The organism is Nocardia sp. NPDC056952, assembly GCF_042674185.1.
In the GTDB taxonomy this organism is placed as follows: Bacteria; Actinomycetota; Actinomycetes; order Mycobacteriales; family Mycobacteriaceae; genus Nocardia.
On record NZ_JBHURA010000003.1, the window covers coordinates 560,016 to 573,082 of the forward strand.

A 13,067-nucleotide genomic window follows, 5' to 3' on the forward strand; every position below is an offset into this window, starting at 1 on the left:
GGGGGCCCCTCCCCCTCCCCCCGCCAAAATTCAGTGTTACTTTTGCTTCTAGTATCCGGGTGGGTTAGGGGGCCCCCCCCGGGCCCCGGCCCCCCCGCCCCCTGTCGAGTCGCTCGCTGCCTACCGCGGCAGGGGCTGACCGAGCAGAATGGTCTCCAGTAAACGGATCACCTTCTCCTGCGGACTGATTCCATGGTCGCCGAAGGTGCGTCCGAGGTCGACCACGAGGCTGAAGGCCGCGTGCACGAGGATCCGGGCTTCGCCGATGGACAGGTCCGGCCTCGCTTCCACCACCAACTTCGCCCATTCGGTGATGATCAGCTGCTGTAGATGGCGCAGGGTCACCTGATCGGGTTGGTCTACATGGCTGAACTCGGCGTAGTAGACGAAGGTCAGCGCGCGCTCGGCGAACGAACCGGAGACATAGAGTTCGATCAGGGTGCCGAGTGCTTCGGCGGGAGTGTCCGCGGCGGCTGTCGCGGGCGCGATCGCTCCCGATACCCGGTCGGCGGCGCGCCGGAATGCGGCGACCAACAGGTCGCTCTTGCTGCGGTAGTAGCGGTACACCGCCGAGGCGGCCGACAGATCCGCGGCGGCGGCGATATCTTCCATGCTGACATTGGGATAGCCGCGCTCGTGGAACAGCTCGACGGCTTTGCCCAGCAGCAGATCATGCTTGAACGGCTGCGGTTGCTCGCCCCTCGAACCGGCGGTCTTCGTGCTGTCGAGTCCGCTGAGGTCAGCGTCGATCAACGTCCAGCTGGTCGCATGGAGCAGCCGGGCGAGGGCCTTGACCGGAACGGTGGCGTGGTGGTCGCCGATGCTGCTCACCACGGCAAAGATCGAGACCGCGCGAACCGCCCGGTCTCGACCGTCCAACTCGGGTCGTACCTCGCCGATCAGCTTGCGCAGCGTCGCGATAGCCGCGGCGAATTGATCGGTGAACTCCTGAAGATCGGCCGACTCGAGATAACGGCGCTCCCAGCGAGCCAGCGCCACGGTCGGCCGATTGGCGATGGTCAACCCGATGATGGCGTCGAGCACATGGTCGACGCGCCGGCGCGGCTCCCAGTCGGCGGCCTCGGCGGGCAGCTCGACCGCGCCGACAGCTATCCCGGACAATCGCAGAAGTTCCTCCCGGAACAGTGCGTACTTGCTCGGAAAGTGCCGATACAGCGCGGTGGAACTGATATCGAGGCGCCGCGCGATGTCGTCCATGCTGACACCGTGGTATCCGTGCGCGCCGAAGGCGGCGGCAGATTCTGCCGCGATCTGGGCACGACGATTCTTCGGCCTGCGCCGGACTTGGCGAGTCGGCGCATCCGCGGGGGATTCGTCTGCCTGGCTGCTCGTCGTCTTACCCTTTGTTCCGCGCGGGGACAGTGAGTTCCCGATGATCTTGCCTGTCATGCTATCGCCTGGTGGCGCGAGGTCGATCCGCCGGACCGCGTCATTGGGCGGGAGGCGAGGTCAACGGGGAGTTCACCTTCTCGACGAGCCAGCGGCCGTCGTCATTGTGCAGGTTGAACACCATCGACAGCTGACTCGGCTTGGGTTTGTGCTCGGTACCCAGGCTCGAGATGGTCGTTCCGATCACCACGATCGCCTCGGCGGAGTTCTCGTCGCCGGAGCGCAGCGCGCACTGGGTATCGGTCACCTTCGAGATGACCTCACCCTGGGTGAGTGCGTCGCGCAGCTCGGTGCTGGTGGATTCGAACTGCTTCTTCCAGTCACCCGTCGCGCCCGCGAGGACAGCCTTGAAGTAGGTGTCGAGGCTCTTGCTGTCGTATTCGGCCAGGGCGGGCGCGTAGTGGCACGCGGCCTCGCGGGCCTGCTGCTGGGCCTCGAGCAGATCGGTGCTGTTCTTGTTCTCCACGAACAGGAACACCGAGGTCGCCACCGAAGCGCCGAGGACGATCGCGGTGGCACTGCGCAGGCCGAGAGTTTTGCGGTCCATCGCCCACCACTTGGCCTTGGTGGCCGTCTTCGCATCGACCGTGTCCGCGAGCCCTGCCGATGGTGCTGTGCTGGGGGATGTTTCGTCGTTGGTCATCGCTTTTCGTGCTCCTTATCGTGGTGCGGGCACCGAGGGCTGGGACAGTTCGTCACCGGTCACACCGGGCGGCGGTCCCGCACCGTTGTCGGGTCCGGCGGGACGTGGTGCGTTCGCCGACCCACGCACCTGCAGGGCGGGATTGTCGGTGACGCAGTAGTTGTAGAGCCGCACCCTGGTATCGGCGGTGGCCTTGGTGGGCAGGATCGGAACAGTGTCGTAGTCGCAGGTCGGTCGCGGCCACGGATCGACGAGTGTGAAGAAGGCGTTGTCGTGGGCGGGGACCCCGACCGCCTCGGAGAAGCGGCTCAACGTGGGAAACAGCAGCTCGATCGCGGGTTGACGCAATTTGGCTGCCCGGGTGATCGCGACGAAGTTCGTCACCAGGTCCGTGATCGGATCGTGGGTGCGGGAGATGAAGCCCCCGAGGGTCGCCAGCTGGCCCGGCCCCTCTTGGAGCAGATGCCGCAATTCGGCGTCGGCGGCGGAGAACTGCTGGAACAGGGCGCTACCCGCGTGGGTGAGGGTGCCGAGGTCGGGTTGCGCGTGCGCGGTCGTCGAGGCGATGACCTCCAGATTGCGCAGCAGATGCTCGGTCTGCGGAAGCAGATCGGTGAGCCCCGCCATCGCACGACTGATCCCGGAGATCATGTTGCGCAAGCCATCCGGTCCGCCCGCGAGCGCTTTGTCGAGTTCGTTGACGATGACATTGAGGCGGTCGGGGTTCAATCCGCCGACCAGGCCCGTCATGTTCGCCAGCACCGACTGCACCTGCACCGGCACGGCGGTGTCCGCCCGGGCGACAACGGAGCCGTCGCGCAGATACGGTCCGGTGTCGGTGTCGGGGCGGAAATCCAGGTACTGCTCACCCGCGGCCGACAATCGGGCGACGGCGACTGTGCCGCCGACCGGAATCCGGGTGCCCTCCTCGATCTCGGCTACCGCCGCGACCCCGTCGCCTGCGACCCGCACGTCGTCGACCCGGCCGACCCGAACACCACGGAATGTCACGTCGCTGCCCGCGGTGAGTCCACCCGAGATGGCCAGTTCGACGGTGACGACATAGCGCGTACTCGTCGGGTCGATCCGCAGGACCGCACCGCCCAGGTACAGGCTGCCGAGCACCAGGACGACGACCAGACCGGCATTGGCGACCGCGACGCGACGGCGAACCAGCCACTGCCACAACGGTGAATTCATCGGGGCCCCTCGTGGGTCGGCTGCTGCGGTGTGCTGTTGAGGCGGCCGGTCACCTTGGCGATCACGTCGGTGATGCTGCCGATGAACGCCGGCACATCGGTGCCGTCGGGCCAGCGGCTGCCTGCCGGATCGGTGATCGCACCGATGTCGAGGTAGGACAGGATCGCTCCGACGGCCAGGGTCGGTCCCTGCATACTGTCCATGACCGAGGGATAGACCTGATGGAAGCCCTCGAGCGTGCCGGTGAGGTCATCGCCCATCTGCGCGAATCCGGACATCAGATTCTGGATGCTCTGGAACAGGCTGACGAACTGCGGCCCGTTCGTGGTGCTGAAGTCCCCGAGGGCGTCCATGGTCACCGCCACCTTGTTGATCAGGTCGACGATGGCCTGGTTGTTCTCGGCGAACAGCCCGATCAATTGCGGGAAGCTGTCGGCCGCGGCGCCGAGTTCGGTTTTGCGCCGAGCCAATTCGCCGGTCAGTACCGACAACCCGGTGAGTGTCGCGTCGAGGTCGCCGGTCCGTGCGTTGAGCGCGGTGATGACCGAGGTCATCTCCCCGATCAGGTGCTGCAGTTGGGGCGCCTTGCCCGCGAAGATGGAATTGAGCTCGGAGGTGACTTCGGCTGCCTGATTGAGTCCGCCGCCGTTGATCAGCATCGACACCGACATCATCAACTGCTCGACCGAGGCGGCCGACGCGGTGTGCTCGGCGCCGATGGTCGCGCCCTCGCGCAGCGGTGGTCCGGCGGCCTCGGCGCTGGGCAGGGTCACGGCGACGAAGATGTCACCGAGCGGGGTCGCCTGGCGCAGCTCCACGGTGGTGCCCTGCGGCAACTGGATGTCGGTGCGGATCAGCATCTCGACATCGGCGAGGAACGCGGTCGTCGAAATTCCGGTGACGACACCGATATCGGTGCCGCCGATCTTCACGTGCGCGCGATCGGGCAGATTGAGCGCGTCGCGGAATGTGGCGTGCAAGGTATAGCCGGGCCCGCCGATGCCCGGTTCGGGCATCGGCAGCTCGGCCACGGTCATCGAACAGCCGCTGCTCGATGCGGCCACGGCGGCGGCGCAGAAGGCCGCGGCCAAGGTGGTGCGCAGAGTCATTTCGTCAGTCCCAACAGCGCGGCGGTCAGCCCGAAGTCCGGGCCCATATCGGAGATCTTGCCGGTGCGGCAGCCGTCCAGGCGCATCTGCACGCGCTCGCAGAACAGCGAGACCACCTCGCTGTCGAGCACGATCTTGTCGAGCAGACCGTGCAGGCGCAGCGCCTGGTGTTCTCGGCTGATCGCATTGTCGAAGTTCTGGAACATCAGCGGACCGACGTCGATGATCTCGGTCAGATTGCGGGCATTGGCCCGCATCTGGGCGGCGATCGCGACGAACTTGGTGAGCGCGCCCGCGAGCTGATCCTGGTTCTGGCCGACCACCGAGGAGGTATTGGTGATGAAGTCGTCGAGCTGGGTCAGCACCGCCTGCAGACCGGGGGACTGCTGCCCGAACAACGCGACCAATTCGGTGATGCGACCGCTGAAATCGCGGACGGTCTGATCGTTGTCGGCGACGATCTGGGTGATCTCGCCGAGTTCGATGATGGTGTTGGCGATCTGATCCTTGTTGGCGAAAGTCAGCTCGAAGGCCGCCGACAGTTCGTCGAGCGTTTCGCGCAACCGGTCGCCGTTGCCGTCGAGCAGTGGGAAGAGCACTCGGCTTGCCATGGGCCCGCTCTGGCTGTCGCCCTTGAGCGCCTCGCCCAGCTGATCGAAGTTGGCCAGGATCCGGTCCAGCTCAACCGGTGTCCTGGTGCGCTCCAGCGGAAGATGCGCGCCGTCGGCCAGTTCGGGCCCTGAGCCGGTGTAGGCCGGGGCGAGCTCGACATGGCGGTTGGTGATCAGCTGCGGCGACACCAGCGCCGCGATCGCTTCGGCGGGAATGCGCACGTCGCGGTCGACCGACATCACCACCTCGACGTAGCTGCCGCGCGGTGTCACCGAATCGACGACACCGACCGGCACCCCGAGTACCGAGACCTCGTTGCCCGCATACAGTCCGGCCACGTTCTCGAAGTCGGCGCTGATGCGCTTCTGCTCGCCGAGCACCTGGTTACCCAGTCCGGTCAGGCTGTCGGGCAGCAGGGCGCAGCCCGAGGCGAGTGTCGCGGCCAAGCACAGCGCCGCCAGCTTGCTCCTGCGTTCGGTCCTCATCAGTTGCACCCCTGTACGGCCTGTGCGAAGCACAGCCAGTTGTCCGGAAGGATCCACGGTGCCCAGATCTCGCCGTAGGGACCGTTGCCGAGCAGATTGTTGAACTGGCGCAACGTGACCGGGGCGTACTCGTAGATCCGGTCCAGGTTCTCCTTGTTCTTGGTCAGGCCGTCGGCCATCGTGTTGAGATTCGCGATCAGCGGTCCGAGTTCACCGTTGTTCTCGATGCCCATGTCCTGCAGCAGCCTCGACATGTCGGCGACGTTGTCGAGCAGCTGGGTGAGCAGGGTCTGGCGCTTCTGCACCGCGGCCCCGATCGCTTCGCCCCTGGTGAGCAACACCAACACGCTGTTGCGGTTGTCCGAGACCAGTTGGGAGACCTGATCCATACTCTTGAGCAGGGTGTCGACCTCGTCGCGCCTGCTGTTGATCACCTGGGCGAGCGAGCCGATACTGTCGAGGGCCTGCACCGCCATGGCCGGTGAATCGCCCAGCTGGGCGCTGAACACATCGAGTGCGGTGCGCAGCTTGTTCGGGTCGATCCGTTCGATCCGCTCGAACGAGGAGGTGTACTTCGGGTCCTGGATGACCTTGCTCAGGTTGTACGGCACTTCGGTGTTGTCGAGCCGGATCCGGTTGTCGGGGAGCTCTTTTCCGTCGCCGGGCCGCAGCACGATGTGCAGCCTGCCGAGGATGGTCGACATCTTGATCGCGGCGTGGGCGTTGGCGCCGAGGCGGATGTCCTTGCGGATCCGCAGTGCCACCTCCACCCGATCGTTGACCAGTTTCACTGCCTGGACCTCACCGACCTCGATGCCGGAGACATCGACCGTCGCACCGGGCCGAAGGCCCGCGGCCTGGGCGAACTCGGCGTGAACGGTCTTGTCGCCGAGCCGAACCTGGGTGAGCAGATTCGAACCGCCGAGCAACACCAGCACCGCGAGGGCCGCGATCAGGCCGAGCCGCAGGTGCCGGTTGTGTCGCAGAAATGCTGGAACGCGTGGTTTGATCATCGGCACACTTCCGATTGTGAGGTGCCGCCGACCTGCGAGAACAAGCCCTCGGGCAGGAGAACGCCCCACAGCGAGACGTCGAGGCGGCAGATGTAGGCATTGCCGTAGGTGCCGTATTGGGTGAACCGGGCGACGCCGTTGAGGAAGTCCGGGAATTCGACCGCAGCGCGATCGAGTGCGGCGCCGTTGTAGAGCAGCATCATCACGCCTGTCGTCGCGTTGCGTTGCGCGTCGGCCATACCGGGCTTGACCTGCTCGATGAGCGAGACCAACCCGTTCGTCGCCCCCGCCACCCGTTCGACCGAACTCTTCAACGCTTCGCCCTCGGTGTAGAGCCCTTCCATCAAACTGCGAGTCTGCGTGATCAGGGTTTCCAGCTCGTCGCTGCGGTTGGCCAGCCCGGCCATCACCGAGCTGAGATTGCTCAGCACATCGCCGATGATCTGATCGCGTTCACCGAAGGTGCTGGCCAGCTGGGCGGCCTGAGTGATCAGCGCAGCCAACGACACCTCGTTGCCTTGCAGTGCCTGGATGAGGGTCTCCGACAGCGAATTGATCTGGTCGGGTTGCAGCACGCTGAACAGCGGCTCGAATCCGGACAGCAGCGCCGAGACATCGAACGACGGCTCGGTCCGCTCGAGCGGGATCTGCGAGCCGGCGGGGACGACGGTGCCCTCGCCGGTGCCCGGCGCCAGCGCCAGGTAGCGCTGACCGATCAGATTCTGGTATCGCACCAGGGCTTTGGTGGTGTCGGTCAGGTGCTGGCGCGACTCGATCCGGAAGTCGACCTTGGCGATGTAGTTGTCGGTGAAGTCGATCTTGTCGATCCGGCCGACCCGCACACCCGCCATCCGGACGTCGTCGCCGATGCGCAATCCCAGCACATCGGTGAAGACCGCCGAGTAGCTCGTCGTGTTGCCGGGGACACTGCGTTGCAGGGTCGACCAGATCGTGTAGGTGAGCAACGTCGCCAGGACGGCGAAGAAGCTGAACCCGAGGAGTGCTTTGGTGGATTTCACTGTTGGACACCACCTTCGGTGTCGGGGACGATGGGAATGTTGCCCAGGATCGACCCGAGCAGCAGCAGCTGGCTGAACGTCGGTTTACCGCCGACCAGTGCCGACACCGCGGCGATGCCGCTCAGCCGGGGCTGCGCCGCCGGGATGGCGGCGGGCGCGGGATCGTGGGTTGCGGCGGGTGCGGTGATCCCCGGGATGGCGGGCAGTCCCGGGATGGCGGGTAGACCCGGGATCGTCGGCAGGCCGGGAACCGTCGGCACGGTGATGCTCGGCAGCGCCGGCAGACCGGGAATCGGCAGTACCGGTGCCGGTCCGGCGGATTCGAGCCGCTTGGGCAGCATCTGTGCCGGATACTCCTGTGGCGGTGCGACTTCGGGCACGGACGGTCCGCCGCATCGGGGCCCGGCCATCTCGCCGTAGTGCGGGCAGTCCTTGGCGGTGTACTGCTGGAACGGTGTGAACGTCACGTCCATGCGCCAGGTCATCTGTTTGCGTGGGCCGAAGTTGAACACCTGCTGCAACCTGCGGAACGACGTGTTGAGGTTGGCCGCCGTCGACTGCAGTGCGCCGGGATCTTTGGCGATGCCACCGAGCACCTGGTCCAGGCCCGAGACCAATTCCTTACCCGAGTCGGGATTCGCGGCGAACAGGGCGTTGACCGATTCGATGGTGGAATTGCCCTGGGTGAGCAGCTCCACCAATTGGGTGCGGTGCTCGTTGAGCGTGCGCGCAGAGGTCACCGAATCAGCCAGCACCCCGACCAGCTCCGGTGCCGACTGGCTCAGTGCCGTTGCCGCTTGACCGAAATTGCCGAGCAGGTGGCCGATTTCGGGGATCTGGTGGACGGTGGTGAGCCAGGTATCCAGGCGCTCCACCGTGGAACCCGGCACCCGGCTGCTCGGGTCGAGCGCGGCGGACAGGGTGGCCAGCACCCGGCCGAGCTTCTCGGGCTGGATGGTGGTGAGCACATCGCGCAGGGTGTTGAGGGTGGACTGCAGCTGAATCGTGGCGGCGCTGGTGTCCTCGCGGATGGTCGCGCCCTCGCGCAGCCCCTCGGCGGTCCCCCCGTTGTCCACGAGCTGGAGCGAGGAGACGCCGAAGATGTTGTCGGGTACGACGCGCACGGTGACCGTGTTCGGAATCGTCTGCGCGAGGCCTGGTTTCAGCTCCAGTGTGGCGTGCTGGCGTTCGCCCTTGGCGACCATCTCCACCGAGCCGACCGAGCCGACCAACATGCCGCGGTACTTCACGTCGGCACGCTGGGGTAGCCCGTCGCCGGTGCTGGTGAGGTCGGCACCGACCACCACCGTGTCCTCGAACTCGCCGTTGTAGCGCAGTGCGAGCAGATACAGAGCGACCGCGAACGCGGTTATCACCGCCAGTCCAGCGAGCGTGAGCTGCAGGGGTTTGGGGCCGCGGCCGCTGAGATCGAGAATCATTCGATCGACCTATCCCGAGATCCGGAATCCGGGGTCGATGCCCCAGATCGCAAGGGTGAGAAACAGATTGGTGAAGACCATGACGACGATGACCATCTTGATGGCCCGGCCCGCCGCGACCCCGACACCTTCGGGGCCCCCGGAGGCGACGAAGCCGTAGTAGCACTGGATGAACGCCGCGATGAGGACGAACACCACTACTTTGAAGATCGAATAGAACACGTCCCCGCCCAGCAGGAACTGGAAGAAGTAGTGGTCATAGGTGCCCGCGGTCGTACCGCCGAGGAACAGCACCGACAGCTTGGTCGCTATGTAGGCGACCGCGAGGCCGAGGGTATAGAGGGGAATGATGGTGATCGTCGCCGCGATCATCCGGGTGGTCACCAGATAGGGCAGTGGCCGGATCGCGATGGATTCCAGGGCGTCGATCTCTTCGGAGATCCGCATCGAGCCGAGCTGCGCGGTGAATCGGCAGCCGGACTGGATAGCGAAGGCCAGCGTGCCCAGGATCGGCGCGATCTCACGGGTGGTGGCGAAGCCGGAGATGGCCCCGGTCAGCGGTCCCATGGTGAGCAGGTTCAACGCGGTGTAGGACTCGACTCCGACGGTGATACCGCCGAACGCGCACAGCACGATGACCACGCCCACTGTGCCACCGCCGACGATGAGCGAGCCGTTGCCCCAGCCGACATCGGCGACCAGGCGGGCGACTTCCTTGCGGTAGTGACGCAGCGTGAACGGGATGGCGATCAGGGCCTGGAAGAACACGATGGCCTGGTGGCCGAGGCGCTGATTGGCTTCGACAGGGATCTTGGCTGTCGCGCTGATCGCGCGGACCGGCCGCAGTGCGGGCGGGACGTACTCGGCGGCCATCTCACACCACCTTCGCGGGGAAGAAGCTGTTGTACAGCTGGGTGACGATGATGTTGGTGGCGAACAGCATCAGGGCGGAGGTGACCACCGCCGAGTTCACCGAATTCGCGACACCGCCGGGACCGCCCTTGGTGTGTAGTCCGATGTCGCAGGCGATGATCGCGGTGAGCGCACCGAAGATCGCCGCCTTGAACAGCGCGACCATCAGGTCGTTCGCGACCGCGAACGAGGCGAACGAGCTGATGAACGATCCCGGCGTGCCCTGCTGGGCGTAGACGTTGAACAGGTAGGCGGTGGCGAAGCCGACGAACACGATGAACCCGCACAGCAGCATGCTCACCAGTACCGCGGCGGCCAGTCGCGGGGCGACCAGCCGGCGCACCGGGTCGACGCCCATCACCTTCATCGCGTCGATCTCCTCCCTGATCGTGCGGGAGCCCAGATCGGCGCAGATGGCCGAGCCGACCGCGCCCGCGATCATCAGGGAGGTGACCAGTGGTGCGCCCTGGCGGATGATGCCGAGCCCGGCGACCGCGCCGATGAAGGTGGTGGCGCCGACTTGGTTGACCAGCGCGCCGACCTGGATCGAGACAACCACCGCGACCGGAATCGCGACGAACACGGTCGGCAAGGCCGAGACGTTGGCCATGAAGGCGCACTGTTTGATGAACTCCTGGAACGGAAAGCGCCGTTGCACAAGAGATAGAAACAACTGCGCGATCGTTGCCCGACCGAGGAGGACCTGCCTGCCGAGGGTCTCGAGCGACTGCTGGGGATGCCGTCGCCAGAGCCCGGTGGCACTGTCGACGAGCCGTCCGATCTCGGACGGTTCGGTGGCCGGTTGCGGCGTCACGCTGCACCGATCCTTTCTTGCTGCGGGGGAATGTGTTCCCGGCTGCTCAGAGCGAGCTCAGCCAGTGTTCGAGGAGGACGACGAGCGCGCCGACGGCCGCCAGGCACAAGGCGATGACGCAGAGCAGCGCGATCCACATACCCACTCGGAGAACAGGATTGACCTGTGTCCGCCCGCCGAGGATCTTGACGATGATCACGATGATGTCGATGACCCAGACCAGCGCCATCATCAGGTCATCGTCACATTCGCGAAGACGAGCACGGGCCAGCACACGATCGATCCGAGGAACGAGATGATCAGGTCGGCCCCGTGGAGGTCACGCAGATGGCTGGTGTGGGTGAGTGTCCAGATGACCCCGACCAGTCCGTACGGGATGCCGATGATGATGAGCGTGCCGAGAAATTCGGACACCTTCATCTCATAGCTGAGAAACCTGTCCAGCCGTCGCAACATGGTGGTACCGGTGTCCTTCCTCGGGACCTTGGACGACGTCGGGCCTGCCGACCGCCGTCGTTGGCGGTGCGATGTTGTTGTCGAGCGTTCTTCTAGGGGCGGACCCGAAGAGTGATCGCCATTTCCCCTGAGTCATGCGAGAAGCACTGAGACTTCTCCAGCTCGGGAGGGTCGACCTCGAAGAGCAAGTTACTACGCATTCTCGTCGTTGTGATGAGAATTACCGGTAACATATCTCATAGATTCGGGATTGCCTATAGGGCCCCGGATCGAGTGCCGTCGCAGTTTGCGCCCGTGCGCCCTTCTCGTCCGGCCGCCGGTCGGTGGGTCGGCGTGAACCGGTGCGAGTGCGGGTCATCGCATCGGCACCGGACGCCGCTGAGGGGTGCGTGCCGGTGCCGATGCGGCCCGCGCATCATGCCCCCAACGCGTGATGCTGCGGAATGAACAGTAACATAAATTGGAATTTTGAGGGCTGGATAACAGGCGGATCGGCTAGCATCGGGCGGCGAGTGATAAGAATGCTAGTTAACTTACTCGATGGATGTCGCCGTGTGGTCGGCGACCGTGCAGGAGGTTCATGATGTCAGCTGTCATCGTCGATGTGGTTCGTACGCCGTCGGGTCGAGGCAAGTCCGGCGGCGGACTGTCGTCGGTGCATCCGGCCACCCTGCTGGCCGGTGTGCTCGCAGAGCTGGTCGCGCGCACCGGGATCGATCCGGCCCTCGTCGACGACGTGATCGGCGGCTGTGTCACCCAGAGCGGTGAACAGGCCAACAACATCACCAGGACGGCGGTGCTGGCGGCGGGCTTCCCGGAGTCGGTGCCTGCCACCACGGTTGATCGACAGTGCGGTTCGAGTCAGCAAGCCGTGCATTTCGCCGCCCAGGGTGTGCTCGCCGGCGCGTATGACGTGGCGATCGCCTGTGGCGTCGAGTCGATGAGCCGCGCGCCGATGTTCTCCAACACTCAGGGCAAGGACTCGCTGCGTGGCCCGCTCGCCGCTCGCTATCCGGCCGGCCTGATCGGGCAGGGGATCGCGGCCGAGATCATCGCGGCCCGTTGGAAACTGGACCGTGCGGTCCTCGACGAGTTCGCGGCCCGCTCACATCGACTGGCCGCCGCCACCGCGGCATCCGGCGGGTTCGATGCCGAGCTCGTTGCCGCGGGAGAACTCGTCGCCGACGAGACGATACGCACCGCAACCACTGTCGAAGGTTTGGCCGGCCTGCGCCCTGCCTTCACCGATCCCGCTCTCCTCGACCGGTTTCCGGAGATCAACTGGTCGGTGACCGCGGGCAACTCCTCGCCGCTCACCGACGGTGCGTCGGCCGCACTCATCATGAGCGAGGCGATGGCGGCGAAGCTGGGGTTGACCCCCCGCGCCCGCTTCCACTCCTTCGCTGTGGTCGGCGACGATCCGACGCTCATGCTCACTGCCGTGGTGCCCGCGACGCGCAAGGCGCTCGAACGGGTCTCGCTCACCGTGGACGACATCGATACCTTCGAGGTGAACGAGGCGTTCGCGCCGGTCCCGCTCGTGTGGCAGCACGAGCTCGGCGCCGACCCGGCCAGGGTCAATCCGCGTGGCGGCGCTATCGCGCTCGGGCACCCGCTCGGAGGTTCCGGAACCCGGTTGCTCGCGACGATGGTCAACCATCTCGAACAGACCGGCGGTCGCTTCGGTCTCCAAACCATGTGCGAGGCAGGTGGTTTGGCCAACGCCACGATCATCGAACGCCTCTGAGACGAGCTGATGGACGCCCCCCGCCGGACGCGATGTGCGGTCGGCGGGGGTGTCGAACTGCATCGCCGCGGTGGACAGGCTGAGTTCGCGAGGTGCCGCGACTCGATGCCGGGTGAGCAGCCGGTCGCCGACGTCGCGTGAAGGGCGGGGACGCAAGACTCGCGGCAGTGGGGGCAAAGGGCCTGGACGTCCCACGCCGCGAGCCTTG

General features: G+C 65.7%; 13 protein-coding genes. 1 reads left to right on the forward strand and 12 read right to left on the reverse strand.

The window, feature by feature from the left end; translation table 11 throughout:
* Positions 1-120: 120 nt before the first annotated feature.
* From ACFTS5_RS14265 to ACFTS5_RS14320, 12 genes are read right to left on the reverse strand one after another with little or no spacing between them, the layout of a single operon-like run.
* Positions 121-1,410 (reverse strand): TetR/AcrR family transcriptional regulator, encoded by a 1,290-nt coding sequence (locus ACFTS5_RS14265; protein ID WP_378630907.1) that lies wholly within the window; start codon positions 1,408-1,410, stop codon positions 121-123.
* A 40-nt stretch (positions 1,411-1,450) separates the two neighbouring features.
* Positions 1,451-2,053: a hypothetical protein gene (locus tag ACFTS5_RS14270; RefSeq protein ID WP_378630908.1), complete on the reverse strand. Its 603-nt coding sequence runs from the start codon at positions 2,051-2,053 to the stop codon at positions 1,451-1,453.
* Between the two features lie 15 nt (positions 2,054-2,068).
* Positions 2,069-3,253 (reverse strand): MCE family protein, encoded by a 1,185-nt coding sequence (locus ACFTS5_RS14275; RefSeq protein WP_378630909.1) that lies wholly within the window; start codon positions 3,251-3,253, stop codon positions 2,069-2,071.
* The gene (locus ACFTS5_RS14280; RefSeq protein WP_378630910.1) at positions 3,250-4,362 is read right to left on the reverse strand and encodes an MCE family protein; all 1,113 of its coding nucleotides are present in this window, start codon (positions 4,360-4,362) and stop codon (positions 3,250-3,252) included. The genes ACFTS5_RS14275 and ACFTS5_RS14280 overlap by 4 nt, the downstream gene beginning before the upstream one ends.
* Complete coding sequence (locus ACFTS5_RS14285; RefSeq protein WP_378630912.1) at positions 4,359-5,459, reverse strand: MCE family protein; 1,101 nt, start codon at positions 5,457-5,459, stop codon at positions 4,359-4,361. The genes ACFTS5_RS14280 and ACFTS5_RS14285 overlap by 4 nt, the downstream gene beginning before the upstream one ends.
* Positions 5,459-6,472: an MlaD family protein gene (locus ACFTS5_RS14290; RefSeq protein WP_378630914.1), complete on the reverse strand. Its 1,014-nt coding sequence runs from the start codon at positions 6,470-6,472 to the stop codon at positions 5,459-5,461. The genes ACFTS5_RS14285 and ACFTS5_RS14290 overlap by 1 nt, the downstream gene beginning before the upstream one ends.
* A complete protein-coding gene (locus tag ACFTS5_RS14295; protein WP_378630916.1) occupies positions 6,469-7,491 on the reverse strand; it encodes an MCE family protein in 1,023 nt (340 codons plus the stop codon). The genes ACFTS5_RS14290 and ACFTS5_RS14295 overlap by 4 nt, the downstream gene beginning before the upstream one ends.
* On the reverse strand, positions 7,488-8,930 hold the full coding sequence (locus ACFTS5_RS14300; protein ID WP_378630918.1) for an MCE family protein: 1,443 nt from the start codon (positions 8,928-8,930) through the stop codon (positions 7,488-7,490). The genes ACFTS5_RS14295 and ACFTS5_RS14300 overlap by 4 nt, the downstream gene beginning before the upstream one ends.
* A gap of 9 nt (positions 8,931-8,939) precedes the next feature.
* Positions 8,940-9,803 (reverse strand): ABC transporter permease, encoded by an 864-nt coding sequence (locus ACFTS5_RS14305; protein ID WP_378630920.1) that lies wholly within the window; start codon positions 9,801-9,803, stop codon positions 8,940-8,942.
* A gap of 1 nt (position 9,804) precedes the next feature.
* Positions 9,805-10,656 carry an MlaE family ABC transporter permease gene (locus tag ACFTS5_RS14310; RefSeq protein ID WP_378630922.1) on the reverse strand — a complete coding sequence of 284 codons (852 nt, stop codon included), beginning with the start codon at positions 10,654-10,656 and terminating at the stop codon, positions 9,805-9,807.
* Positions 10,657-10,702: 46 nt separating this feature from the next.
* Complete coding sequence (locus ACFTS5_RS14315) at positions 10,703-10,888, reverse strand: hypothetical protein (protein WP_378630924.1); 186 nt, start codon at positions 10,886-10,888, stop codon at positions 10,703-10,705.
* Positions 10,888-11,112 carry a hypothetical protein gene (locus ACFTS5_RS14320; RefSeq protein ID WP_378630926.1) on the reverse strand — a complete coding sequence of 75 codons (225 nt, stop codon included), beginning with the start codon at positions 11,110-11,112 and terminating at the stop codon, positions 10,888-10,890. Before ACFTS5_RS14320 ends, ACFTS5_RS14315 begins: the two co-directional genes overlap by 1 nt.
* A 580-nt stretch (positions 11,113-11,692) precedes the next feature.
* Between ACFTS5_RS14320 and ACFTS5_RS14325 the strand changes: the two genes are divergently transcribed.
* The gene (locus tag ACFTS5_RS14325) at positions 11,693-12,859 is read left to right on the forward strand and encodes a thiolase family protein (RefSeq protein ID WP_378630928.1); all 1,167 of its coding nucleotides are present in this window, start codon (positions 11,693-11,695) and stop codon (positions 12,857-12,859) included.
* Positions 12,860-13,067: the final 208 nt, after the last annotated feature.